This window comes from Lysinibacillus sp. FSL R7-0073, from assembly GCF_038009065.1.
GTDB lineage: Bacteria > Bacillota > Bacilli > Bacillales_A > Planococcaceae > Lysinibacillus > Lysinibacillus fusiformis.
This window is the reverse complement of the sequence record NZ_JBBPAS010000001.1, coordinates 4,404,571-4,428,028: the sequence shown is the minus strand read 5'-3', so window position 1 is coordinate 4,428,028 and position 23,458 is coordinate 4,404,571. Positions and strand designations below refer to the sequence as shown.

The window sequence follows — 23,458 nt, the reverse complement described above, 5'->3', positions numbered from 1 at the left end:
GCTTATAAATTCAATGACTTCTTAAAGCCAGCTTTATTTGAAACATAAAGACATCCACTATGTACTTCCATACATAGTGGATGTCTTATTATCGAGTGATAAATTTTAACTCCATCTTTTAAAGAAATCGAAAAATGAATTTTTTACCTTTTTATTTTCTTCCTCGATCGGTGTTTTTACGGGATCAGGTTGCTTATTCTCTTCTTCCAGGGACGAATGAACCTCATAAACTGCTTCAGAATTATACACTTCGACATACTCTTCTGTTTGCATTGAAGGAGAATGATGTGTGTTAGCAGGTTGTGCTACTCCTTCTAAAATGACTTGATTGAGAGGCTCGTTATCTATTGCTTCACTAACTGGCTCGCTAAGTATCCCCGAATTAACCTGATCAAACGATTCTTTAGATACTTCGGAAATCTCATGGGTGTTACGTTCATTTTCCGTTTGCACAATCTCTATAGGATCATCTGATTTTTCGGTTCCAGTACTCGATTCATGAACAATAGTTGATGGTAAATGATCATTCTCGATGTTTTCCTCACTTAAAGTGGGCTGTACAGCAGATGGATCATAAACACTTACTGGAACTTCCTTTGCATCCGTGGCATTTTTAAAATGGAAGGTGGATTCAACTGAAGTGTTTCTGAATAAACCATTGTATATATGGCTTGGATGCGTATTAATGGATTGAAAATATTGCTGATTAAAATGCCGCTCTTCAGGTTTAGCTACCTGTTGATCATTGTGAGGAGGTGGAGCCCCATTATTTTGTTGGTGGTTTATGGCTTTACCTGCCAAACTTTGTAATAGTCTATAAGATGGTTGTGCTGATGTTATCGTAGTTTTATCTGCTGTCTGTGTCATTCTAGGTTGTTGTCTAGGTAAATGAGTAGGCGATGTTTGAGAAGGCAATTTTATGGAGGGAGAAATGGTTGTAGTATCATTTCCTTCAACAGTTACTAATTTCTTTAAAACTGCTAAAATTTCTTGATTCATTTCTTCCATGGTTTGATTCAGAGACTCAATCTGTATGGAAAGAAGCCTTATTTGATCATCATATCCTTTTATATAGGAATTTTGCTTAGTATCCAATGTCTCTGTAATCCCCTCTAAATGAGCTATCTGTGTTTTCAGTCCATCAAACCCTTGCTTCATATAAAGGAAATCTTCAATCGACGATCCCGTTTTTAATGAAGATAACGATTCCCTATAGGCTTCAATTTTTTGCTTTAAATTTTCAATTTCTTGAGTGGTATACAATTTTGACTCTTCCATTGTAGTTCACCCCTTTCAGTCCATTATTAGTTTATTAAAAATATTGACTTTCTGTTACAAATATACCGGTTCCTTCAACATTTTAGTTCTTATTATAAAGAAAGAACTGTAAGAAAAAATGATTGCCGTTGATTTTTATAAATATCCAATGTAACTATTTATTAGCCCATGCACTTATAGCTGAAAAACATATGCTACAAACGAAAGATAAAAAACTTATGGAGGTGTCAAAAGGATGCAAGAACATATGCCATCCCAGGCGCAGGAACTGATTTGTATAAATGTTGATAAGGTATATGACTGGATTGTAAAGGAAATGTCATTTGATATTTCACCAACTGGAGCAATTACATTCCCAGGCGTAACAGCAACTACTGACTTAACTGGTGCTATTGTTACTTGTCGAGTAATTCCAGCAGCTACAAATCCAATTGTGATCCTAAACCGTGAGAATCGCCAATTCTCTATCGATGGATCAACTGTTTGTCTACAACATTTGAATATTCAAAAGAATTTCATTCTTACGATCGTTGTTACATTACCAAATGGAACAATGTTCACAAGCACTGAAATTCCTGTTTCCCGCTGTGAGCAAGTGACATTATGTGCACCTAAGGGTACAGATGTAGAAATTCTATATACAGATTTAGATTGCTTCGTTTGTACAACTGGTACACTTACAGCTGCAGCAGGTGCAATTACGTTTTCTGCGTTAACAATTACTGTCGCTGTTTGCCAAAGCATTCAATCAACATTCCCAGTTACTGTGGAATTCTTAGCAACTTTCTGCGAACCAAGAGCAGATCTACCATTCACATGTCCAACTGCGGTTCGTCCACAACAATGCCCAGTTATTTTCCCAACTGTTGGTTAGTAGTGCTAATAAATAGAGGAAAGTCATATCATTAAGAGAGGGTTATCCTCTCTTTTTTTTATGAACCATAGTAAGGGGGCATTAAGTGACAACACGGATAGAAGACAAGATACAAGCGGTGAAAGAACAGACAAACACGTATGTTCAGGAAATTAAAAAGCTGGTAGAAGAGCTAGCGGTTCAAAATAAGATTAGTCTTATCAGTTACTTTACATCCTCGTTCAATATATCCTATGACTCTGAGCAAGAAAGTCTATGTTTAGGATCCTATCATATTCGCAATATTGGGCATACAACCGTGACAAATCCATATTTATGTATTAAATTACCGAAAGATTCTCCGTTTTATTTCTCAGGAAGGTATGTCCATGAAAATTTCACACCTACTTTAAAGACGCAGGGGCAAAGTAATTGGGAGCGTTTTAACGATAAATCGAGCAAAGAGGAATACTGGCTGAGACCAGTAGGGAAGTCCACCATCGAACCAAATGAAACGATTTCATTTACCAATTTTCAAATTAAATGGTCCCATAATTTATCGTATTCTGGCACTATTATGGGTTTTACATATTGTGATCAGCTAACTGATGGTGTGGTGGTGTTAAACCCAATTAATCTCAATGGCATTAGTTCAACGCAGGAGGAAAATAATGGTGGATCATGAAAAACAAGAGCTTAGTAGCGTAATTCAACAATTGCTGAAGGACCAGCTTAACCGCCGTAATGTACAAGATAATAGTTTTGCCTTTCTTGAAAAAAATACATTACAACAATTAATTGCTTATCTTGTCTCTGGAGAAAAAAATAAAAACTTTGAACAACATGATCATCCAGAACTACAAACAAAGTGGTTAAAACAACTTGATGAGGTGTTAGAAGACAGTAAAGCTCAATTTGAAGAAGTCATTGAAATTCTAAAAAGTTTTTCAGGCTAGGAGGTGCAAGGATGGACAACGATATTGTCAAAAACAATGATCCTCTACAGCTCCAACAAATGATTATTTTTTTAAGGGCCGAATTAGCCAAATATAAAAATGAAGTGAAAAGGCTTAGGGATAGTGATTATTATGCATTAGTGCTACGTCTTGAACGAGAGAATATACAATTAACAAGGCTCAGAAAAGATCTTTCGATGGAACTATTAAAGTTGAAGAGAGATTTTGATAAGGAATTGGAAGCATATGATCAAGAGATACAAAAGCGAGAGCTCCAAAGAAAAAAACAAATTGCTTCGATAGAGTCTTTATTAAAGGAACTAAATGAGTTGCGAGCAGAAAATAAGTTATTAAAGGAAAACATTGACGTATCTATTGAAGAAACAAACTATAAGTCAATGATTGATAGGTTAGATAAAAGATTAAATGACTTTACCATTGTTACTGGTGAAAAAATGGAACATATCGTAGAGAGGATAGAACAATCATATAGAAACAAAGTAGAGGCGGACAGCCTTTATGAACAATTAGTAAAAGAATTAGAAACGAAAAATCTAGAAATTGAAAAACTCACTAATGAGATAAAAGGCTATAAAAATCAATCTGATGATAGTAAAGTAAAAATGAATGAATCTATAAATATAGACGAGCAGATTGATTATCGATTACGAATGCTTGATGAACTCGATCAAAAATTGAACGAGCTCGCATACGAAATAAATAGAGAATAGATGGTATACAAACGCTGTTTCAAAAGAGGGGAAGTCTACCCCTTTTGAAACAGTTATTTTTTTAGGGCATGTTTGCTTGGTCCAAGAAACACTCAAATTCATTAACTACTGCCTAAATTACTTTGTTTCACGATGTAAAGTAACTCGTTTTAAGCGAGGGGAATACTTTTTAAGCTCCAATCTCTCTGGATTATTACGTTTATTTTTCGTCGTGATATAGTTTTTATCACCAGTTTCCGTGCAGGCTAGTGTTATTTGTACACGCATAAATATGCCTCCTTATAAATAGTAATTATTACGATTTAAACAATATATTTTAGGTTGTAAATTGTCAAGTTTATTTTCGCATGTAATAAAAAGCTTTGCATTTTATAAATGTATATGTTTTAATTACAAATTGTAAATAGTAATGATTACGATTTAAGGAGTTGGAGAGAGAACAATGAAAATACCTGTAACTGTATTAAGTGGATATTTAGGTTCTGGTAAGACCACAATGATGAACCATGTATTGCAAAACGAAAAGGATTTACGTGTTGCTGTTATTGTGAATGATATGAGTGAAATTAATATTGATGCTGAGCTTATTGCAAATGGCAGCGGGATTTCACGAACAGAAGAGAAATTTGTGGAGTTATCGAACGGCTGTATTTGTTGTACATTGCGAGAAGATTTATTACAGGAGGTGGAACGTCTTGCGAAGCTTGGCAATATTGATTATATATTGATTGAATCGACAGGAATTAGTGAGCCGATTCCAGTTGCACAAACATTTAGCTATTTAGATGAGGAGCTGGGCATAGATTTAACGAGATTTTGTCAATTGGATACGATGGTAACGGTCGTAGATGCGCATCGCTTTTGGCATGATTTTCAATCAGGAGAGAGTTTATTAGAGCGTAAGGAAGCAATTGGTGAGCTAGATGGACGGGATGTTGCAGACCTTCTTATTGATCAAATAGAATTTTGTGATGTCCTTGTATTAAATAAGTGTGACTTAGTTTCAATAGAAGAGGTAGAACGGTTAGAGCTTATACTACGCGCACTACAGCCCGAGGCAAAAATAATCCGAACGGTTAATGGTGAAATTGATCCTGCTGAAATTTTAAATACAGGTCGTTTTGACTTCGAACGTGTCTCAGAATCAGCTGGCTGGTTAAAAGAATTAGAGCTTGGTCATGAAAACCATATGCCGGAGACGGAGGAGTACGGGATATCTTCATTTACCTATACAAGTAGAAAACCATTCCATCCAATGCGCTTTGTCGAGTGGTGTGACCAAATGCCACCATCAATTGTGCGAGCAAAGGGAATTGTTTGGAGTGCAAAGCAACAAGATGTCGCATTATTGCTATCACAGGCTGGTTCATCTGCAAAAATTGAACCTGTTTCTTATTGGGTAGCGGCACTAACAAAAGCTCAGCAGGAAGATGTCTTCCAACAAAGTCCGGAGGTGTTGGAAGATTGGGATAGTGAGTTTGGAGATCGCATGACCCAGCTTGTTATTATTGGTATAGACTTAGATAAAGAACATATTATCAAACAGTTGGACAGTTGTTTATTAACAGATGAAGAGTTTCATAACCCGTGGGAACGACTACAAGATCCGTTTAACTGGGAATGGCATTAATAAAAAAAGAAGATTTCGGCTACGATTCCGAAATCTTCTTTTCAAACACACGATTATAATTAGTTGCATCTCGTAATGCCTTTTCTTCTATCGGGATTCGTACAGAAAGCATTGTAATATTTAATAGTGTAAAACAAAACGCCGTGAAATATGCCTGAAACATAAGAGGTAGAAGGAGAATTTCCAAACAAACGACGGCATAATTAGGATGGCGCATAATTTCATAGGGACCTTTACGCACAACTTGTGCATGAGGTAAAATGAGAATCTTTGTATTCCAAAATGTGCCTAAAGAACGGATACACCATATACGCAATGCCTGAACGGCTACAAACAAAATAAAAAATAATGGGAATAAGGGCGATATACCATTGTTATTTGTTACTACTTCAACAATTAGAAACAAGAAGAAGCTAATATGCATAGTGACCATATAAGGGTAGTGAGAGTTACCAACCTCAAAAGCTCCCTGAGCAATCATCCATTTCTCATTTCGTTTAGCAATGACAACCTCTGTCAATCTTTGTAGAATGACAAGCGTTACAATTAGATAGAAGATCATGCTACCCCCTCCAGTTTAGTAATACAGCTTCTGCACAAAAACCAGGGCCAAGAGCGACGAGTAAACCTGTATCCTCCAATTGTCCTTCATGTAACATAAATTGTTCTAACGCATATAACACGGTTGGCGATGACATATTACCATGCTGACGTAATATTTCCCGAGAAATGTCGGTTTTTTGAGAAGAAAGATAAAGCGTGTCCTCATAGGCTTTTAATACTTTTTTTCCTCCAGGATGTGCAATGAAATGAGTAAGCTGTTCACTGTAAATTCCTTGTTCCAGTAAAAATTGTTCAATATATGGTCCAAGCCAACTAGTAATAATAGCCGGAATGCTTTTTTGGAAAATGACGTGAAGACCATTATTTTTAACTTCCCATCCCATAACATTTTCTGAATCTGGCATCCATTTAGAGCCTGTCGCCAGAATAGCTGGTGATGGTTTTTTTGTATCAATAATGATTTCATCCCCACATACGAGAATACAGGCGGCACCGTCAGCAAAAAGTGAAGCACCGATTAAATTACTTTTAGAATAATCATTTGGCTGAAAAGTGAGGCTACATAATTCTACACAAACAACAAGCACCTTTGCATTAGGATGTGCTTTACAAAAATCATAGGCTCTGCTAACACCGGCTGCTCCTCCTGCACAGCCTAAACCCCATAGAGGAATTCGTTTCATTTGATCGGAAAAAGAAAGCTTGTTCATCACACGTGCATCAATACTAGGTGTAGAGATTCCCGTACTGCTTACAAATATGATGGCGTCGATTTCTTCAGGAGAAATGGGTGAATGTAAGAAGGCTTCATTTTGTAAGCATGCCTGAATGACGCTTACGCTGTATTGTGTAGCTAGTTCGATATATAAATCATTACGTTCCTCAAAGGAATGGTTTGTACGATGCCACTCAGGTGGAACACAAAAATGACGTGTTTCAATTCCACCATTATCGAAAACCTTTAAATAGCGCTCTAGTTTTGGGATTTTTTCATAGAAAAGCTCCTTTGTTAGCTCCTCCGCATTTGATTGCTGTAATGTGTAAGGTGGTTGATGTGTGCTAATAGAAATGATTTTAGGCAATTCAACATCTCCTCGCATTTATTGGTCTTGTACATTCTATGCGTTGGGGAAGGAGATACATGCTAATAATATTTTATTTGACAATTTCCTAAATTTTATATATATTGGTAACAACTAAATGGAAAGTAGGTGATGTGACATGATGAATAAATCTATTTTTAGCGAACTGCAATTCAGTTTGTTACATTTCACACGCCTAAAATATACAAAGCGACGTCGTGCATAGCTCGAGGTATTTGTATATCCTTTAAACGTGCGTGTGAAACCTTGTAACTGCCGAATTGCGCAGATACAAGGTTTTTTTATCATGGTTCAAATTTGCTGAATTAAGATAATTGCTTCTGGCGGAAGTCTGCACAGAAGCGTAATGGAAACGCACCTTTAGGAGGAAATTAATTTGAATTTAACAACATTAGGTTTTACAAAATATTTTGAAGAGCAAATGTTAGAAATGAAGAAACAGTCTAAGTTTAAAAATTGTGTGCCTGCAAGGGTTACTTTAGAGCATAAGCATTCCTATCGAGTGTTAGCTCAGGAAGGGGAATGGCTTGCAACAATCGCTGGTCATTATGCCTATACATCTTTAAATCGTGAAGACTATCCGGCAGTTGGCGATTGGGTGCTGGTAGAGAAAATGCCTGGTGAGGAACGAGCAATTATTCATCAATTATTCCAACGAAAATCTGTTTTTTCTCGAAAAGTTGCTGGTCTGGAAATCCAGGAACAGATTGTTGCATCGAATGTGGATATTGTGTTATTAGTCATGAGCTTGAATGCTGATTTTAATATTCGCCGTTTGGAACGATATTTAGTAGCTGCCTGGGATTCAGGTGCAAAGCCCATTATTGTTCTAACAAAGGCAGATTTATGTGATGATGCATCAAGCTTAGCGAAAGAAGTTGAGTCAGTAGCATTTGGAGTAGATATTTTCGTAACGAGTGCCATTTCTGGAGAAGGGTTAACGGAAATTCAGGCCTTATTTACAGAAGGGGTCACTGGAGCATTACTGGGCTCCTCCGGTGCAGGGAAATCTACATTAACAAATGCTCTGTGTGGCGAGATGCTGATGAAGGTATCAGACATTCGTGAAGACGATGCTAAAGGACGTCATACAACGACTCACAGAGAGTTAGTGATGTTACCTTCTGGTGGCTGTTTAATTGATACGCCAGGAATGCGTGAGCTACAATTATGGAATCAAGGTGATAGTTTATCATCTAGCTTTCAAGATGTTGAGGAATTAGCGAAAGCTTGCCGTTATCGTGATTGTACCCATCAAAAAGAGCCGTATTGTGCAGTACAGCAAGCTATTACTGATGGTGAACTTAATCAAAATCGTTTACAAAGCTATTTTAAGCTACAAAGGGAATTGGCTTATATGGAACGTAAAACAAATGTGCAAGCAAAGCTCGAGGAGCAACGTAAGTGGAAGCAAATTTCTAAAGGCGCTAAAAAGGGTAAAAAATAAAGAGGAGCACACATACACATATGACCGTACAAAGCATAAATCATCTACTATTTTCAGTGTCTGATCTAGAGCAATCCATTGCATTTTATGAAAATGTTTTCGATGCTAAGTTACTTGTAAAGGGAAACGGCACAGCCTATTTTGATGTAAATGGGCTGTGGCTTGCCCTCAATGTTGAAAAAGATATACCGCGCAATGACATTCATTATTCCTATACACATATCGCTTTCACGATCCCTGAGGATGAATTCGATAAAATGTATGATAAGTTGGTACAATTGAAGGTTCATATTTTAGATGGCCGACAAAGAGATGAAAGAGATAAAAAATCAATTTATTTTACTGATCCAGATGGACATAAGTTTGAATTTCATACGGGGACTTTACAAGATCGTTTAGATTACTATAAGAAGGAAAAGTTACATATGGAGTTTTTTAATCATTAATCAAGGAGTGATTTTATGACGAAAGCTTTTATTTTTGATATGGATGGCACTTTATTTCAAACAAATCTTATTTTAGAACCTGCGCTGGATGCCACATTTGATGTATTGCGTACAAAAGGCTTATGGCAGGGAGAAACACCCATTGAAAAATACCGTGAAATTATGGGCGTTCCTCTACCGGTTGTATGGGAGACTTTATGTCCAATGCATTCAGTAGACATACGTGAAGAGAGCAATGCGCTATTTCATGTAAAGTTGACGGAGCAAATCCGTAGTCGTAAAGGTGCGCTTTATCCACATGCTGAGCAAACTCTTGCCACATTGTCAAAAAGCTATCCGTTATACATAGCGAGTAATGGACAGGTTGACTATTTACAGGCCATTGTTGAAACCTATCAATTAAAGCAATTTATAAAGGGGACTTACAGCATTCAATCCATTGCAAGCGGGCATAAATCAGACTTAGTTAAAAAAGTGATGCAAGAGAATGGAATTCAGGACGGGGCAGTAGTTGGAGATCGTTCATCCGATATTCAAGCTGCCCGCGATAATGAACTACTCTCTATAGGTGTTCGTTTTGACTTTGCTCAGGACCACGAATTGCAACAGGCACATATTGTAATAGATGATTTAACGGAGTTATTAAACATAGAGATAGGCTAATCATGATAAATCCATTAACATTTGTACGTTTTGAAAAAATGGAATCGACTTAACGACAATTATTGCATTTCATCGCAATAAAGCGTAAAATAGTGCCAACCCTATAGATAAAGCATTGAAAAGGAAAAGTAAATAGGAACAGCATTTTGTAGAGAGCCTCTGTTGGTGGAAATGAGGTAAATGAATCCTTTTGAAAATGACCTTTGAGCTTCGTACCGAAAGCTATTGAGCAAGTAGATTACGACGAGATGGGCACTCGTTACAACAGCGGCAGTATCTCTTATTTAAAAAAAAGACGTACTGAATGAGGCAAATAGTGTGAGCTATTTGTAAATATAGGTGGTAACACGGGTAGACTCGTCCTAATCAGATTTGATTAGGGCGATTTTTTTTTACCATTTTTTATGTGAGGGGAGCAATTTAGAATGACTATTGTTATTGGAGGCGCTTGGCCGTATGCAAATGGCTCTTTGCATTTAGGACATGTAGCCGCACTATTACCAGGTGATATTTTGGCTAGATATTACCGTCAAAAAGGTGAGCAAGTATTATACGTATCGGGTAGTGACTGTAATGGTACACCAATTTCTATTCGTGCAGCACAGGAAAACACAACAACCGAGGCAATTGCTAATCATTATCATGAAGAATTTACAAAATGTTTTAATGAGCTAGGATTTACTTATGATTTATACACAAGAACAGACGCAGAGCACCATCATGAATCCGTTAAGGGCTTATTTTTACAGCTACTTGCCAACAATTTTTTATATAAAAAGAAAATTGAACAGGCTTACTGTGAGGCAGATCAACAATTTTTGCCGGATCGATTTGTAGAGGGCATATGCCCAAATTGTGGTGCAAAGGCGAGAGGGGATCAATGTGATAACTGCTCGGAAATTTTAGACCCACTGGATTTAATCGATAAGTGCTGTAAAATATGTGGGAATGAGCCAGTAATTCGAGAGACAGAACATTTTTATTTTACCTTTAGTCAATTTCAAGGGAAATTAGAGACCTTTTTATCCGAGGCAAAGGCAGAAAAACGGTGGAGAGACAATGCATTAGGATTGACAGAGCGTTACTTAGCAGAGGGCGTTCCTGACCGAGCGGTAACGAGAGATTTGCCAAATGGAATAGATGTTCCAGTTCCTGGCTTTGAGGGTAAGAAAATATATGTGTGGATTGAAGCAGTTGCAGGGTATTTAACGGCTAGCCTAGAATGGGCAAAGCAACATCATATGGCGATTGAAGACTTATGGAATGAAGAAACCATTTCGTACTATGTCCATGGGAAGGATAATATCCCTTTCCACACAGTTATTTGGCCAGCCATTTTGATGGGACTAGGTTCGAAAGCTTTACCGACACATATTGTATCTAATGAATATTTAACATTAGAAAAGCGCAAATTATCGACGAGTCAAAACTGGGCTGTATGGGTTCCTTATATTTTAAGTCGTTATGATGCTGACTCTATTCGCTATTTCTTAACGACTAATGCACCGGAAAATCGCGATACTGATTTTTCATGGCGAGAATTTATTTACAGCCATAATGGTGAATTACTTGGTGCCTATGGTAATTTTGTGAATCGAACATTGAAATTTATAGAGAAATCCTTTGCTAATCAAGTACCTCAGGCTGAGGTGGATAGTACTATTCGCAAACAAACTATTCAGCTATTTAATGAAGTGGGTATTCTTATTGAGAGTGGTCATTTCAAGCAAGCATTAGAGTCCATTTTTGAGTATATTCGTGGCGCTAATCGTTACTTCGATGAACAACAGCCATGGTTACAAGTAAAAGATAATGTAGGTGCAGGCAATCATACACTAGCAACCTGCGTCTATATCATTGCCAATCTCGGACAATTACTACATCCATTCCTACCGTTTTCAGCAGAGAAAGTAAGAAATATGCTAGGTATAGATGAAATGATGTGGCATGAGCAAGTGGAGTTACCTAAAACCATTCAAGACGTAACACCTTTGTTTGAACGACTGGACATCGAACTAATAGAAGAAGAATATCAAAAGTTAGTAAGAGATAGTCGATAGCATCTAAAAAGCAGTAAGGCTTACGGGCCATACTGCTTCTCTTGTTTTAATTCATGACAGGTGTTAATTTTGCCACCACAATGCTATTGATGGCATTAATATAGGCTAGGGCACTGGCTTTTAGAATGTCAGTATCTGCAGCTTTAGCCATATACTTTTCACCTTCATGCTCAATCGTGATTTTTACTTTTCCTAATGCCTCTTTGCCACGCGAAACACTATTAATATTATATTCCACTAGTTTTACATCCATGTTTGTAATTTCTGCAATGGCAGAATAGAGAGCATCAATTGGACCTGAGCCGACTGCGCTAGCCTTTAATACTTCATTACCTTTGCGTACTTTAACGCTCGCAGAAGGGAAGCTTGTATTGCTGACGACTTGTAGATCTTCGATATCAAAGAATTGGTCACTATAATGTGTTGCATTCTTGTGAGAAGCATCATGTTTTTCATAATAGCTTTCAACGATCACGTATAAATCATGATCGTATACTTCCTTTTTGGCATCCGCTAGCTTTAAGAAGCCTTCAAAGATTCCCTCGAATTCGTCTGTAGAAAGATTCGAAAATCCTAATTTCTCAAGTGCATTTTTCACGGCATGTCGACCAGAACGCGCTGTCAGTACTAGCTCCATATCATCAAGACCAACGTCTTCAGGATGCACAATTTCATAGGCATCACGAGATTTTAGTAATCCGTCCTGATGGATACCCGATGAATGGGCGAATGCATTATCTCCCGTAATAGCTTTATTAACTTGAACATCTAAGCCCATAAAACTAGAAACAAGACGTGACGTATTAATAATTTCTTTTGTGTTAATACGTGTATCAGCATTGTAGACAGAGCTACGCGTTTTTAGTGCCATAACGACTTCTTCTAAGGCCGCATTACCTGCGCGTTCACCGATACCATTAATTGTACATTCGACTTTATCGGCACCATTTTTTATCGCAGCAAGCGTATTAGCTGTGGCCATTCCAAGATCATTGTGGCAATGAACACTAAGAAGAACGCTGTCGTCTAAGTTTTTCATACGGTTGTTTAATTTAAAGATCATTTCACCGAACTCTTCTGGTTCTGCAAAGCCGACTGTATCAGGAACGTTAATCATAGTAGCACCAGCCCTCATAACAGCTTCAATCGTTTTCCAAAGATACTCAAAGTCTGAACGGGATGCATCCTCTGTAGAATATTGAACTTGCGGCAATAGAGTTTTTGCATACTTTACAGCATCTACACCAATTTGCAAAATTTGATCTTTTGATTTACTAAATTTTTTCTCCACATGTATATCGGATGTCCCAAGAACCATGTGAATCATAGGGTTTTCAGCGTATTTCACAGCATTATAGACGGCATCAATATCTGCCTTTATAGCCCGTGCTAATGCTGTAATCATAATATCGCTAGTAGTACCGACCTTCTCAGCTACAGCTTTGACGGCATTAAAATCACCTTGTGATGAAGCGGGGAATCCAGCTTCGATAATATCGACACCTAATTTTTTCAGTTGCTGTGCTATTTCTACTTTTTCATATAAATTTAGCTTGGCGCCTGGCACCTGTTCACCATCACGTAATGTTGTATCAAATACCCAAATTTTTCTTCCCATTTTTTAACACTCCTCTGTAGTTATCAGTATTTAAAATCTACACGTAGGCCAATGATTCATTAAAAAATAAAAAAACCCATCTCTATTTAAAAATAGAGACGAGTTTATGCTCGCGGTACCACTCTAATTGACCTTCTCTATACAGAAAAAGTCCCCTTATCGACAGCTATCACTGTCTATCCTGTTAACGGGGGAAACCGACATCCCTTACTAGACTATTCAGGGAGTAGCTCATGGACGAGTTCAAAATGTGTGCCTACCGATTTTCACCAACCATCGGCTCTCTACAAGTACATCACCATTTTTACTATTTCCAATCTTGGCCTGCAATGTGTTGTTGAAAGCAATATTACTTGGATATTAATTGCCTGTCAATAATTTTCTAAAAATTTTTTTAATTCTGTCTAAAGTAATGTTTATTTTGTTAAATATTTGATAGTTGTGAAATAAATAATCGTCCACTAAAAAAAGTCATTTCTGTGAGATAATAAAGGTTGTCAATGAACGTTGGAGACGTAGGAGGAAACATGAAATTTGTCTTTGATTTAGACGGTACAATTTGCTTTAAAGGAAAGCCTTTGAGTGTGGGTATTATCAATGCGTTAGAGGCATGTAGACAAAGTGGGCATGAAGTTATTTTTGCCTCCGCAAGACCAATACGTGATCTATTACCTGTATTGCCGGAGACGATGCGAGAATATTCAATGGTAGGCGGAAACGGAGCATTCGTCGCTTGTAATGGAGTAACGAAGGAGGTTACAGCATTTGAGACGGAGATAGTTGGGGAGCTTCGGCAGATCATTACAGCATTTCAAATACCATATCTAGTAGATAGCCAGTGGGATTATGCGTATACAGGCAGTGAGACTCATCCCATTTATCAAAATCTAGATCCTCTAAAAATAGCTAAAAAAGTAGCGTTGCAAGATCTTCATGATATTGTAAAAGTAGTTTTATTTCCGGGGGAGAATAGAGACGCAGTGTTATTTGAGCTACAACAGCTTGCTGTTACTCTTTATGAACATGCATCAGAAAATATTATTGATATAAGCCCTAAAGGTATTGATAAGTGGAATGGCTTAACTAAATTAGGTGTCATCGAAGGGGAATATATTGCATTTGGAAATGATGCGAACGATGCCTCGATGTTTTTGAAGGCAAAGGAAAGTGTTTGTGTAGGGAAACATCAGGTTGGTGAGAGGGCTACTTTGCAAGTTCCTAGTGAGGAAGCAGCCATTATAGAAATGCTCAGTCATTTAAGCGATAAATATAAGTGAGTAAAGCCTATACATATATAGAAAAAAACTGCTCGTTTCCTAGAGGGAATCCGAGCAGTTTTCATTTATTCTAATTTAAAGCGTGAGACTTCTGTTTGAAGTTCCTCAGCCATATTTGAAAGTGTTGCTGCGGAAGCAGCGACTTCCTCGATAGTTGCTAATTGCTCCTCGGAGGCTGAAGCAACATTTTGCAAGTTACTAGAAGACATTTGAGCAATTGTTGCTATTTCATCGAAGGATGCATAAATTTGTTCTGCACTAGATGACATTTCTTCCGAAACTGTTGTAGCTTCTTGGATTTGCAGGGACACTTGTTCAATAAGCTCTACAATTTTAGAGAAGCCTTCTTCAGCTACTTGTACCACTTGCATACCAATTTGTACTTCTTGTGTACCAGTATCCATCACCGTTACAGCACGGTTTGTATCTTGTTGAATTTCTGCAATCAACGTAGCAATTTGCTCAGCAGATTTTTTAGATTGCTCTGCTAACTTTTTCACCTCGTCTGCCACGACGGCAAAGCCCCGCCCATGATCACCTGCACGAGCTGCCTCGATAGCGGCATTGAGCGCTAATAAATTTGTTTGCTCCGCAATATCTGTAATAATGCCAATAATGTTACCAATTTCTATAGAATGCCCGTCTAAGTTCTTTACAACACTTGCAGATTCTAATACAGCAGTATTAATAGTAGTCATTTGTGAAATCACTCGATGTAATGATTCATTGCCCTTTTGAGCCTCAGAATTCGTTTCCATCGCTAGTTCCGAAACCGCCGCCGTAGTAGATGCTAATTGCTGTATGCCCTTTGTCATATTCTTCATCGCTTCGGAGCTTTCTGTAGCATTTTTACCTTGAGCCTCAGAGCCACTAGCCACTTCTTGAATCGAAGAAGTGATCTGCTCTGTTGCTTGGATGGTTTGGTCAGCACTTGCTGTTAATTCAGCAGCAGAGCCACTAACTTGGACAGTGTTGTGACGTACATTTGTAATTAAATCTTTCAAATTAACGGCCATTTGATTAAATGCTTGGGCTAAATCACCCACTTCATCACGATTTTTAATACGAATCTGTTCAGCCGTTAAGTCACCTTCTGCTATTTTTTTAGCTGCCTTAGCCATACCGTTAATTGGACGAGACATTAGACTACCAACAACCATTGCAATTATCAGACTTATGACGACAGCAAGCACTCCGAGAAGTAGCATTTGGAACTTAATATCTTGAATTTGTTTAGATGTAGCGGCAATTTTTCCTTCAATATACTCATTTTGATAATCGGAAAGGTTTTCAACGCGTTCGTCAAATTGTTTAATAATCAGACGCCCTTGTGTACTATCAAGCTTTTCGTACTTTTCCGTTTCACCTGCAGCCTTTAACTCAAACATACGGTCCGCAAACTGTTGAACATTTTGCTCACTTTTATTAATAGCTTCTAGAAATTTAATAGATTTTTCCGTTGTCAAAGATGACATTAGCTCTTCAGATTTTTGTTTAAATTCTGTTCGAGAGTCTTGATTGCTTTGAAGATTTTGTTTATCTCCAAGCAGTAAATAGCCACGCAAACTAACTATCTCTTGTTTGGCAATAACGCGTAATTCCTGAATAGCAATAGATTTAGTTGTTTGCTCCTCCAATAATGTACGATAAGTTTTGTTCACCGAATCAAGCTGCTTTATATTTAAGCCGATAGTAGCAACTAGAACTAAAATAACTATAAAAAAACCGAGTAATAATTTCTTGTAGATAGTAAATCGCATAGATGAAATTTCCTTTCTCAGTATTTAGTAGAAATGTTACAAATTAATGAAATATGTATATATATCATTTATATCAGAAAATATGAATTTTACAAAGTATTATGAGTATTTTTACTGTAATAAATAGTTTAAAGGTGGCAGAAATTTGTGATTGAAGTAATAAAAAAAAGATATTTTCTGCTAAAATATGCTAGAAATAAAGCGATAGTTAATGGTGTATATTGAATATTAAGTCAATATTCATAAATTTTGAAACTTATAGAGTAGTCAAAACGTAAACTATTTATGAAGATGAACTGAGGTGGTACGAAGTGTATAGACCCATTTTAAAGATCCCTAAAACAAAATCTGAAAAGGTTTGGGATTATATTGGAGTTATAATATTCCTATTATCTATCTTTTATATTGCAGTGATGTGGGGGAAATTGCCTGAAGAAATTCCTGTTCATTTTAATGGTAAGGGTGAGGTTGATCGATGGGGTTCAAAAATAGAGCTCATTATTCTTCCGTTTATAGGTGTGTTTCTATGGATAACAATGAGTCTTTTAGAGAAAGCTCCACATATGCATAACTTTCCGGCTCGTTTGAATGAACAGAATGTAGAAGCATTTTATTTAAATAGCAGAAAAATGTTGAACGAAGTAAAAAATTTCTGCCTTATTTTATTCGCATGTATATCACTCCAGATGGTCCGCATTGCTCTAGGAGAGACTACTTCCATAGGATGGTGGTTCTTGCCAATTGTCATAATTGGGATCATTATACCGATTATTAAAGGCATAGTAGTTACTCACAAAATAAAATAGAGCTGAACCGTAAACGTTTGAGATATTTTCAAGCGTTTATTTTTTGTTCCCAAGCTCTCATTTATTCAGTATACTATCAAAACTAAGATACAAATGTATGAGCCGTTTTTTAATCGCTAAAAATGAGTGAAAGAAGAGGTGTTTAATTGATGCAAAAGAAATTTAAACTAAAGGATGATTTATCCATTGCCATCCATAACCAGCCACTTGATTCGATATTAGATGGAGTGTTTCATTCTGGAGAGGCACCGTATGACCGTATAATTTCTTTTGCGTTTTCCTTAGATGCCATGGTAACTTATTTACAAAAAGTGTTAAAAGATAATAGTCTAGTGGAGCAAGGCTATTTATTTTTTGTTTATCCTAAAAAGGGTAATAAAAAATATGAACAATTTATTCACCGAGATGAGATTTTTCCAGCGATTCATGTGGACGAGGAAAAGTATATTGACGGTAGTGATTTGAAGTTTTCTAGCCTAATGTCTTTAGATGAAACATTTTCAATCTTAAGTATTAAAAGAGATGGTAAAGGAAGAGGCAAGATAAAAACAGCCAATAGTCAATGTGTGAGGGACTATGAAAGTATGATCCATCCATTACGGGACTTACTTTCCGAAAATCAGGATGACTTAGCATTTTATGATGGACTCACTCCGGGGTATCAAAGGGATTGGGCACGATATATCTATAGTGCGAAAAAGCAGGAAACACAGGAAGTGCGCTTACAAGAGATGCGTCAAATTATTCGACTAGGCTATAAAACAAAGGAATTGTATCGCAAGGCACAAATAAATGAGTGAAGTAGGGAAAATAATGACGAAGTGAGGCTAAGATATGAAGAGCATATATATGGAGCAAGTAGAGGAAAAATGGCGTGATGCCTTTAGTAAGCTTGTTGATGTTTTAGAAGCCAATTTGCCAGAGGGTTTTGAACAAACTATGCAATATAACATGGTCAGCTATGTTGTGCCATTAGAAACTTATCCATGTGGCTATCATGTGACGCCAAATACACCCTTACCTTTTATTAGTCTTGCAGCCCAAAAGCGTCATATTGCACTCTATCACATGGGCATATACGCAGACCAAGCATTACTTTCTTGGTTTCAAGAGGAATATGCGAGGCGAGTACCAACAAAATTAAATATGGGGAAAAGTTGTATTCGTTTTACAAATACGAAGCATATTCCCTTTGATTTAATTAGTGAGCTTGTTGCAAAAATGACACCAGCAGAGTGGATTTCACATTATGAGGGAGCGAAAAATAGATGAAAAGCGCGACAACTTTTTTAATGTTTCAAGGACAAGCACATGAAGCGATTGAACAATATCAGCAATGGTTTACAGATTTAGAAGTTATACAGGTAGAATATATGGAAAATTCTCAGCAGGTAGCGATGGCCATCCTACAATTAAAGGGGTTAAAACTAATGGTGAATGATAGTGTTATTCAACATAACTTTTCGTTTACGCCATCAACGTCTATCTTTATAGAGTGTGAATCTGAAGAAGAAATAAAGAATTTAGCAAATCAAATAGTGGAAAGTGGACAAGCGTTAATGCCACTTGATCATTATGGGTTTTCAAAGCAATTTGCGTGGATTCAGGATCGCTTTGGCGTCTCCTGGCAACTATCGTATAGTTGAGAATAGAATACGACAATAGAATGTTAATAAAAGGGGAATAGAAGATGACGGTAACTTTAGTGAGACATGATATCAAATATGCTGAGGCCATGCATGAGTTGTCTTCTATGCCGCAGGTTCGAGATGCACTTGGGTTACCTGTTGGTAAAGTAGAAGATACTATTCATTTTATCAAACGTGAATGCATCGATGAAGAAGAAGGGAAGACCGTTCCTCGAGTTGTTTTAAATGAGGAGGGACAGTTTATCGGTGTGACCGCATTGATGTTTATAGACCAACATAAAAACAGTTGTCATATCGGTTCTTGGCTCGGCCATCCATTTTGGGGGAAAGGTTATAATCTTGAGGCTAAAACAGCTATTTTAGATATCGCCTTTTTTGAGCTTGGGTTAAAGCGAGTTTTTGCGGGAGCTAGGAAGGTGAATATCCGTTCACAAAAGGCACAAGAAAAGCTGTCCTTTATTCGATTAGGGGTGGAAGAAGATTATCCAGAAGAGCATTCATGGTTAGAAGCTAAAGAGAAACAACCATGTGTTTTAAATGTTTTTGAACGTGAGGATTTTGTACAATATCGAACATCTCTAAAAAAAGTAAATGAGAGCCGAGAGTCCTTTTTACCACAGCTTTTACTTGCAGATGAGAGTGAAGAGGCTATCCTAAAATACCTAGATGAGGGTACTTTATTTGAAGTGAAGTGTGGAGAACAACTTGCGGGAGTGGCATTATTAATCCCTCAATCTAAAACAACCATCGAATTGAAAAATATTGCGATTGTGCCAAAATTCCAAGCGAAGGGGCTCGGCAAAGAGGTATTGCGACAGCTTACGGTATTTTGCCAGAAGGAAGGCTATCAAACGCTTTTAGTTGGAACAGCAAACTCAAGTATTGATAATATAGCTTTTTATCAAAAGGCAGGTTTTCGCATGGAGTCCATTGAAAAGGATTTCTTTCGCGACTATCCGGAGCCAATATATGAAAACGGCATTCGTGCATTAGATATGATTTTCTTTACTAAGCAATTGTAGATGTTTTTCATAAAAAAATACCCGTCCAACAGATGTTGAGCGGGTATTTTTATTTACCTAGCAAAAGGGCCATTAATTTTTCCTTTGAATGTAAGAAGTCATCTAATGTGTAGCGATCTAGTACAGCCAGGTAGGCCTGTAAAGCTTCATATAGGACACCTTTTAGCTGACATTCCGGAGCTATTTTACATAGATTATTCTCTTTATCGAAACATTCTACTAAATGAAAATCCTCTTCTGTATGACGAACAATTTCACCAATGGTGATGGTTTTTGGATCGATGGCTAAACGAATACCGCCACCTCTTCCGCGAATTGTTTCTATATAGCCTAACAAGCCAAGTTGGTGCGTCACTTTCATTAAATGGTTTTTCGATATATTATAAGCCTCTGAAATCTCTTGAATAGTTGATAATTGGCCATCTTCTTTTGCACCTAAGTAAATAAGCGTACGAAGAGAATAGTCTGTGTATAAAGTTAAGCGCATAAGAACACCCTACTTTCTATAATTCAAAATAATTATAGCATTTTTACAATGAAGTATAATATTTTGAAACCACTTTTAAAGATGTATTTAAAATACATTAATTATGTCTATTTTGTTAAAGATGTATTTTACATATTGCTTTAAAAAAATGAAAGCGTTATATTGTAATCACGAAAGGATGGTAAGCGATATGTTAAAACAAGAAACTATTCAAATCATTAAGGCAACAGTCCCTGTATTAGAAGTTCATGGTGTAGAGATTACAAAGAAGTTTTACAAAAATATGTTTCAAGCTCATCCAGAATTATTGAATATTTTTAACCACACTAACCAAGAAAAGGGTCGTCAGCAAACAGCATTAGCAAACACAGTTTATGCTGCAGCAGTTCATATTGAAAATTTAGAAGCTATTTTACCAGCAGTCATGCTTATTGCGCATAAACACCGTAGTTTAGGTATTTTACCTGAGCATTATCCAATTGTTGGTGAAAACTTATTAAAAGCGATTAAGGAAGTACTTGGCGACGCGGCGACAGACAATATTATTAATGCATGGGCTGAGGCATATGGCGTTATTGCAGATGTTTTCATTCAAGTAGAAGAAGAGTTATACCAAAAAGCTGAAAATAATGGTGGGTGGCGTCTATTTAGACCATTAAAAGTGGCGAAAAAAGTGGTAGAAAGCGACTTAGTTACATCTGTTTATTTTGTTAATGAAGATGGCTCATCATTACCAGCTTACGAGCCAGGACAATACATTAGTATTCGCGTGAAAGTTCCTGGTGAAGAGTATTTAATGAATCGTCAATACACACTTTCACAAGCAAGCGCAGAAGATGGTTACCGCATTTCAGTGAAACGTGAAAGTGATCATACGCCAAACGGCAAAGTGTCAAACTTTATTCATGATGACTTACAAGTTGGAGATTTAGTAGATGTAAGTGTGCCAGCAGGATTATTCGTTTTAGAAGAAACGACTGCTCCTATTACATTTGTTAGTGGTGGTATAGGTGTAACACCATTAAACAGTATGCTACAATCTCTAAAAGATGATGCAACGAATAAAGTTAACTTTATCCAGTGTGCACGCAATGAAAAAGTTGTAGCGTTTAGCGATGATATTCAAGGAAAAGTAAATGTGTTACCTAATGCATTGTATACGGCTCTATATTCTGATGAAGACAAGCAAATTACAAAAGAATTATTAGCAGAAAGAGTAGCTGATAACGCTGATGTTTATGTATGTGGACCTGTAGGCTTTATGGAAACAGTTATTAAAAACTTACAAGAAATTGGCGTGAAAGACGAGAAAATTCACTATGAATTCTTCGGACCAGCCATGCAATTAGCTAAATAAAATCATAGAAGTCCCTGTTATGAGTTACAGCTCATAGCAGGGGTTTTTTTTTAAGTCGAAAGACTTTCAAGAAAAAGAGTTGAAGCTTTCATGTTGACAATATACCTATTGGGGTATAATATGAATCACGTAAGCGAGTTCAATCTATCGTTTTGAAGGGAGGCTGGAACAGAATGGCTTATGACTCTAAAACAGCTAATCGAGTGAAGCGGATGGAAGGTCAATTACGCGGGATTTTACGCATGATGGAGGAGGGGCAAAACTGTAAGGATGTGATTACACAGCTATCTGCCGTGCGTTCAGCAGTTGATCGGACGATAGGAGTTATTGTTAGTGAAAATTTATTAGATTGTGTCACTACTGCTGAAGGCAATGCTGAAAAAATGAATTCAGCCATCCGAGAAGCAATGGATTTAGTGGTGAAAAGCAGATAGTTTTTATATACCCTTTATCGTATGAAAAAAGGAGAGGTGATAACTTGGAAACATGGATTATTATTGCGATTATCGCAGCATTTTTCATTTGGCGAATGAAACCAACAAAGGGCGTTCAATCGATTTCTACAACCCAATTAAAAAATATGCTGAATGATAAGGATAAGATATTTATCGATGTACGCACGCCAGCGGAGTTTAAAGGGCGCCATATCTCGCAATTTAAAAATATGCCTCTCGGGTCAAGCTTTGACAAACTACCGAAGGATAAAGAAGTGGTAGTGATTTGCCAAAGTGGTATGCGTAGTAGTCAAGCATGTAAGCAATTGAAAAAGCAAGGCTTTGAGCGTGTTATAAATGTTCGTGGTGGAATGAGTGCATATTAGGAGGAAAGAAAATGAAGGAAATTACAGCAAAAGAAGTAGAGCAAGCCATCGTGCAGGGCAAAGAGCTGAGTCTGATTGATGTAAGAGAGGTAGATGAAGTAGCGGCTGGTCATATTCCGGGTATTATCCATATTCCACTTGGTTTATTAGAGTTCCGCGTACAGGATCTGAATAAGGATGAACCATATATTATGGTTTGCCGATCAGGTGCTCGTAGTAGCCGTGCCACCGAAATATTAGAAGGTAAAGGCTTTAATGTCTCGAATATGGTTGGTGGAATGTTGTCCTGGGAGGGCGAAGTACACTATTAGCATATAGCTATATTTTTTTGTTAAAAATAATACCCTTATAGGTATATGGAGGTTGTAATGAAGATGAAGGCAGATTTTCAGCTAGATGCCAAGGGCCTTTCTTGCCCATTGCCCATTGTGAAAACGAAAAAAGCAATGGCCGATCTGGAAGATGGCCAAATTTTAGAAGTGTCTGCGACAGACAAAGGATCAAAAGCTGATATTGCAGCATGGGCAGAAACTGTAGGACACCAATATATTGGCACTTTAGAAAATGAAGACGTGCTCAAGCATTATATTCGCAAATGTACAAACGATCAAATAGAAGAAATTTCTTTTGACCCAACGATTGATCTAGAGCAAATTAACAATCGTGATGGATTAATTCTTGATGTACGTGAGGAAGCGGAGTTTGCCTTTGGGCATATTGAGGGCGCTAAATCTATCCCGATGGGTAAATTGGAAGCACGACTCTCCGAGCTCGACAAAGAGCAAGAGATTTATGTTATTTGTCGTACTGGAAAGCGTAGTGATATGGCTGCGCAGAAGCTAGCTTCACATGGTTTTATAAAGGTCTTTAATGTTTTACCAGGAATGACATCTTGGAAAGGTAAATTAACAAAAAACATTTAATAGGAGGA

At 37.2% G+C, this 23,458-nt stretch carries 27 protein-coding genes and 2 other annotated features; of the genes, 20 read left to right on the top strand and 7 right to left on the bottom strand.

The genetic code is table 11. The features are described from left to right. Positions 1–105: 105 nt before the first annotated feature. Entirely contained in the window at positions 106–1,278 is a 1,173-nt protein-coding gene (locus MKY88_RS22215) for a hypothetical protein (RefSeq protein WP_328204928.1), read from the bottom strand. A gap of 235 nt (positions 1,279–1,513) precedes the next feature. Between MKY88_RS22215 and MKY88_RS22210 the strand changes: the two genes are divergently transcribed. The 4 genes from MKY88_RS22210 to MKY88_RS22195 all read left to right on the top strand — a co-directional run bounded on the left by MKY88_RS22210 (position 1,514) and on the right by MKY88_RS22195 (position 3,818). After that, the gene (locus MKY88_RS22210) at positions 1,514–2,152 is read left to right on the top strand and encodes a hypothetical protein (RefSeq protein WP_193833309.1); all 639 of its coding nucleotides are present in this window, start codon (positions 1,514–1,516) and stop codon (positions 2,150–2,152) included. A gap of 85 nt (positions 2,153–2,237) precedes the next feature. After that, on the top strand, positions 2,238–2,816 hold the full coding sequence (locus MKY88_RS22205) for a hypothetical protein (protein WP_340814727.1): 579 nt from the start codon (positions 2,238–2,240) through the stop codon (positions 2,814–2,816). Further along, the gene (locus MKY88_RS22200) at positions 2,803–3,087 is read left to right on the top strand and encodes a hypothetical protein (protein ID WP_258269428.1); all 285 of its coding nucleotides are present in this window, start codon (positions 2,803–2,805) and stop codon (positions 3,085–3,087) included. Before MKY88_RS22205 ends, MKY88_RS22200 begins: the two co-directional genes overlap by 14 nt. A gap of 11 nt (positions 3,088–3,098) precedes the next feature. Beyond that, positions 3,099–3,818, top strand: coding sequence for a hypothetical protein (locus MKY88_RS22195; protein ID WP_328204926.1), 720 nt, complete (start codon positions 3,099–3,101; stop codon positions 3,816–3,818). 117 nt (positions 3,819–3,935) lie between these two features. Here the strand turns inward: MKY88_RS22195 and rpmG are convergent, their stop codons facing one another. Beyond that, positions 3,936–4,085 carry a 50S ribosomal protein L33 gene (rpmG, locus tag MKY88_RS22190; RefSeq protein WP_025113659.1) on the bottom strand — a complete coding sequence of 50 codons (150 nt, stop codon included), beginning with the start codon at positions 4,083–4,085 and terminating at the stop codon, positions 3,936–3,938. 175 nt (positions 4,086–4,260) lie between these two features. On the opposite strand from rpmG, the gene MKY88_RS22185 reads away from it, so the two are divergent. After that, positions 4,261–5,448 carry a GTP-binding protein gene (locus MKY88_RS22185; protein WP_340814726.1) on the top strand — a complete coding sequence of 396 codons (1,188 nt, stop codon included), beginning with the start codon at positions 4,261–4,263 and terminating at the stop codon, positions 5,446–5,448. Positions 5,449–5,467: 19 nt separating this feature from the next. Here MKY88_RS22185 and MKY88_RS22180 read toward each other — a convergent pair whose 3' ends face one another. Continuing rightward, positions 5,468–6,010 (bottom strand): isoprenylcysteine carboxyl methyltransferase family protein, encoded by a 543-nt coding sequence (locus MKY88_RS22180; RefSeq protein WP_193833304.1) that lies wholly within the window; start codon positions 6,008–6,010, stop codon positions 5,468–5,470. A 1-nt stretch (position 6,011) separates the two neighbouring features. Beyond that, positions 6,012–7,094, bottom strand: coding sequence for a type III polyketide synthase (locus MKY88_RS22175; protein ID WP_328204923.1), 1,083 nt, complete (start codon positions 7,092–7,094; stop codon positions 6,012–6,014). Positions 7,095–7,491: 397 nt separating this feature from the next. On the opposite strand from MKY88_RS22175, the gene rsgA reads away from it, so the two are divergent. The 4 genes from rsgA (at position 7,492) to metG (ending at position 11,731) form a co-directional block, all read left to right on the top strand. After that, positions 7,492–8,562 carry a ribosome small subunit-dependent GTPase A gene (gene rsgA, locus MKY88_RS22170; protein ID WP_445669179.1) on the top strand — a complete coding sequence of 357 codons (1,071 nt, stop codon included), beginning with the start codon at positions 7,492–7,494 and terminating at the stop codon, positions 8,560–8,562. Between the two features lie 20 nt (positions 8,563–8,582). Beyond that, positions 8,583–9,008 carry a FosM family fosfomycin resistance protein gene (gene fosM, locus MKY88_RS22165; protein WP_328204920.1) on the top strand — a complete coding sequence of 142 codons (426 nt, stop codon included), beginning with the start codon at positions 8,583–8,585 and terminating at the stop codon, positions 9,006–9,008. Between the two features lie 15 nt (positions 9,009–9,023). Next, positions 9,024–9,671 (top strand): HAD-IA family hydrolase, encoded by a 648-nt coding sequence (locus MKY88_RS22160; protein WP_069482920.1) that lies wholly within the window; start codon positions 9,024–9,026, stop codon positions 9,669–9,671. Between the two features lie 106 nt (positions 9,672–9,777). Further along, positions 9,778–10,039, top strand: a binding site (T-box leader). Between the two features lie 57 nt (positions 10,040–10,096). After that, positions 10,097–11,731 (top strand): methionine--tRNA ligase, encoded by a 1,635-nt coding sequence (gene metG, locus MKY88_RS22155; protein WP_340814725.1) that lies wholly within the window; start codon positions 10,097–10,099, stop codon positions 11,729–11,731. 46 nt (positions 11,732–11,777) lie between these two features. Here metG and MKY88_RS22150 read toward each other — a convergent pair whose 3' ends face one another. Then, positions 11,778–13,349, bottom strand: a complete 1,572-nt coding sequence (locus MKY88_RS22150; protein WP_328204915.1) for a 2-isopropylmalate synthase — start codon at positions 13,347–13,349, stop codon at positions 11,778–11,780. Positions 13,350–13,440: 91 nt separating this feature from the next. After that, positions 13,441–13,679 (bottom strand) — a binding site (T-box leader). A 197-nt stretch (positions 13,680–13,876) separates the two neighbouring features. Between MKY88_RS22150 and MKY88_RS22145 the strand changes: the two genes are divergently transcribed. Then, complete coding sequence (locus MKY88_RS22145) at positions 13,877–14,626, top strand: HAD-IIB family hydrolase (RefSeq protein ID WP_340814723.1); 750 nt, start codon at positions 13,877–13,879, stop codon at positions 14,624–14,626. 65 nt (positions 14,627–14,691) lie between these two features. On the opposite strand, the gene MKY88_RS22140 is transcribed toward MKY88_RS22145, so the two are convergent. After that, positions 14,692–16,386, bottom strand: a complete 1,695-nt coding sequence (locus MKY88_RS22140) for a methyl-accepting chemotaxis protein (RefSeq protein WP_340814722.1) — start codon at positions 16,384–16,386, stop codon at positions 14,692–14,694. Between the two features lie 311 nt (positions 16,387–16,697). Between MKY88_RS22140 and MKY88_RS22135 the strand changes: the two genes are divergently transcribed. The 5 genes from MKY88_RS22135 to MKY88_RS22115 all read left to right on the top strand — a co-directional run bounded on the left by MKY88_RS22135 (position 16,698) and on the right by MKY88_RS22115 (position 19,863). Beyond that, the gene (locus tag MKY88_RS22135; RefSeq protein WP_328204909.1) at positions 16,698–17,192 is read left to right on the top strand and encodes a DUF1648 domain-containing protein; all 495 of its coding nucleotides are present in this window, start codon (positions 16,698–16,700) and stop codon (positions 17,190–17,192) included. A gap of 149 nt (positions 17,193–17,341) precedes the next feature. Further along, positions 17,342–17,992 carry a YdeI/OmpD-associated family protein gene (locus tag MKY88_RS22130; RefSeq protein WP_328204907.1) on the top strand — a complete coding sequence of 217 codons (651 nt, stop codon included), beginning with the start codon at positions 17,342–17,344 and terminating at the stop codon, positions 17,990–17,992. 34 nt (positions 17,993–18,026) lie between these two features. Next, complete coding sequence (locus MKY88_RS22125) at positions 18,027–18,464, top strand: DUF1801 domain-containing protein (protein WP_328204906.1); 438 nt, start codon at positions 18,027–18,029, stop codon at positions 18,462–18,464. Then, the gene (locus MKY88_RS22120; protein ID WP_328204904.1) at positions 18,461–18,838 is read left to right on the top strand and encodes a VOC family protein; all 378 of its coding nucleotides are present in this window, start codon (positions 18,461–18,463) and stop codon (positions 18,836–18,838) included. The genes MKY88_RS22125 and MKY88_RS22120 overlap by 4 nt, the downstream gene beginning before the upstream one ends. Positions 18,839–18,882: 44 nt before the next feature. Then, positions 18,883–19,863, top strand: a complete 981-nt coding sequence (locus MKY88_RS22115; RefSeq protein ID WP_328204902.1) for a GNAT family N-acetyltransferase — start codon at positions 18,883–18,885, stop codon at positions 19,861–19,863. A 49-nt stretch (positions 19,864–19,912) separates the two neighbouring features. On the opposite strand, the gene MKY88_RS22110 is transcribed toward MKY88_RS22115, so the two are convergent. Further along, positions 19,913–20,350 carry an Rrf2 family transcriptional regulator gene (locus tag MKY88_RS22110; RefSeq protein WP_193833296.1) on the bottom strand — a complete coding sequence of 146 codons (438 nt, stop codon included), beginning with the start codon at positions 20,348–20,350 and terminating at the stop codon, positions 19,913–19,915. 190 nt (positions 20,351–20,540) lie between these two features. On the opposite strand from MKY88_RS22110, the gene hmpA reads away from it, so the two are divergent. From hmpA to MKY88_RS22085, 5 genes are all read left to right on the top strand, one after another. After that, positions 20,541–21,707 (top strand): NO-inducible flavohemoprotein, encoded by a 1,167-nt coding sequence (hmpA, locus tag MKY88_RS22105; protein ID WP_340814721.1) that lies wholly within the window; start codon positions 20,541–20,543, stop codon positions 21,705–21,707. Positions 21,708–21,880: 173 nt separating this feature from the next. Then, positions 21,881–22,141 carry a metal-sensitive transcriptional regulator gene (locus tag MKY88_RS22100; RefSeq protein ID WP_008175248.1) on the top strand — a complete coding sequence of 87 codons (261 nt, stop codon included), beginning with the start codon at positions 21,881–21,883 and terminating at the stop codon, positions 22,139–22,141. A 44-nt stretch (positions 22,142–22,185) separates the two neighbouring features. Then, positions 22,186–22,527, top strand: coding sequence for a rhodanese-like domain-containing protein (locus MKY88_RS22095; RefSeq protein ID WP_258269442.1), 342 nt, complete (start codon positions 22,186–22,188; stop codon positions 22,525–22,527). 11 nt (positions 22,528–22,538) lie between these two features. Continuing rightward, positions 22,539–22,838: a rhodanese-like domain-containing protein gene (locus MKY88_RS22090; protein WP_069482907.1), complete on the top strand. Its 300-nt coding sequence runs from the start codon at positions 22,539–22,541 to the stop codon at positions 22,836–22,838. Positions 22,839–22,901: 63 nt separating this feature from the next. Then, complete coding sequence (locus MKY88_RS22085; protein ID WP_445669188.1) at positions 22,902–23,450, top strand: sulfurtransferase TusA family protein; 549 nt, start codon at positions 22,902–22,904, stop codon at positions 23,448–23,450. Positions 23,451–23,458: the final 8 nt, after the last annotated feature.

What these genes read in the sequence shown, in the direction of transcription:
- MKY88_RS22215 (WP_328204928.1), bottom strand. Translation starts at nt 1,278, where the DNA reads ATGGAAGAGTCAAAATTGTATACCACTCAAGAAATTGAAAATTTAAAG.
- MKY88_RS22210 (WP_193833309.1), top strand. Translation starts at nt 1,514, where the DNA reads ATGCAAGAACATATGCCATCCCAGGCGCAGGAACTGATTTGTATAAAT.
- MKY88_RS22200 (WP_258269428.1), top strand. Translation starts at nt 2,803, where the DNA reads ATGGTGGATCATGAAAAACAAGAGCTTAGTAGCGTAATTCAACAATTG.
- MKY88_RS22195 (WP_328204926.1), top strand. Translation starts at nt 3,099, where the DNA reads ATGGACAACGATATTGTCAAAAACAATGATCCTCTACAGCTCCAACAA.
- rpmG (WP_025113659.1), bottom strand. Translation starts at nt 4,085, where the DNA reads ATGCGTGTACAAATAACACTAGCCTGCACGGAAACTGGTGATAAAAAC.
- MKY88_RS22185 (WP_340814726.1), top strand. Translation starts at nt 4,261, where the DNA reads ATGAAAATACCTGTAACTGTATTAAGTGGATATTTAGGTTCTGGTAAG.
- MKY88_RS22180 (WP_193833304.1), bottom strand. Translation starts at nt 6,010, where the DNA reads ATGATCTTCTATCTAATTGTAACGCTTGTCATTCTACAAAGATTGACA.
- fosM (WP_328204920.1), top strand. Translation starts at nt 8,583, where the DNA reads ATGACCGTACAAAGCATAAATCATCTACTATTTTCAGTGTCTGATCTA.
- MKY88_RS22160 (WP_069482920.1), top strand. Translation starts at nt 9,024, where the DNA reads ATGACGAAAGCTTTTATTTTTGATATGGATGGCACTTTATTTCAAACA.
- metG (WP_340814725.1), top strand. Translation starts at nt 10,097, where the DNA reads ATGACTATTGTTATTGGAGGCGCTTGGCCGTATGCAAATGGCTCTTTG.
- MKY88_RS22150 (WP_328204915.1), bottom strand. Translation starts at nt 13,349, where the DNA reads ATGGGAAGAAAAATTTGGGTATTTGATACAACATTACGTGATGGTGAA.
- MKY88_RS22145 (WP_340814723.1), top strand. Translation starts at nt 13,877, where the DNA reads ATGAAATTTGTCTTTGATTTAGACGGTACAATTTGCTTTAAAGGAAAG.
- MKY88_RS22140 (WP_340814722.1), bottom strand. Translation starts at nt 16,386, where the DNA reads ATGCGATTTACTATCTACAAGAAATTATTACTCGGTTTTTTTATAGTT.
- MKY88_RS22130 (WP_328204907.1), top strand. Translation starts at nt 17,342, where the DNA reads ATGCAAAAGAAATTTAAACTAAAGGATGATTTATCCATTGCCATCCAT.
- MKY88_RS22125 (WP_328204906.1), top strand. Translation starts at nt 18,027, where the DNA reads ATGAAGAGCATATATATGGAGCAAGTAGAGGAAAAATGGCGTGATGCC.
- MKY88_RS22120 (WP_328204904.1), top strand. Translation starts at nt 18,461, where the DNA reads ATGAAAAGCGCGACAACTTTTTTAATGTTTCAAGGACAAGCACATGAA.
- MKY88_RS22115 (WP_328204902.1), top strand. Translation starts at nt 18,883, where the DNA reads ATGACGGTAACTTTAGTGAGACATGATATCAAATATGCTGAGGCCATG.
- MKY88_RS22110 (WP_193833296.1), bottom strand. Translation starts at nt 20,350, where the DNA reads ATGCGCTTAACTTTATACACAGACTATTCTCTTCGTACGCTTATTTAC.
- hmpA (WP_340814721.1), top strand. Translation starts at nt 20,541, where the DNA reads ATGTTAAAACAAGAAACTATTCAAATCATTAAGGCAACAGTCCCTGTA.
- MKY88_RS22100 (WP_008175248.1), top strand. Translation starts at nt 21,881, where the DNA reads ATGGCTTATGACTCTAAAACAGCTAATCGAGTGAAGCGGATGGAAGGT.
- MKY88_RS22090 (WP_069482907.1), top strand. Translation starts at nt 22,539, where the DNA reads ATGAAGGAAATTACAGCAAAAGAAGTAGAGCAAGCCATCGTGCAGGGC.
- MKY88_RS22085 (WP_445669188.1), top strand. Translation starts at nt 22,902, where the DNA reads ATGAAGGCAGATTTTCAGCTAGATGCCAAGGGCCTTTCTTGCCCATTG.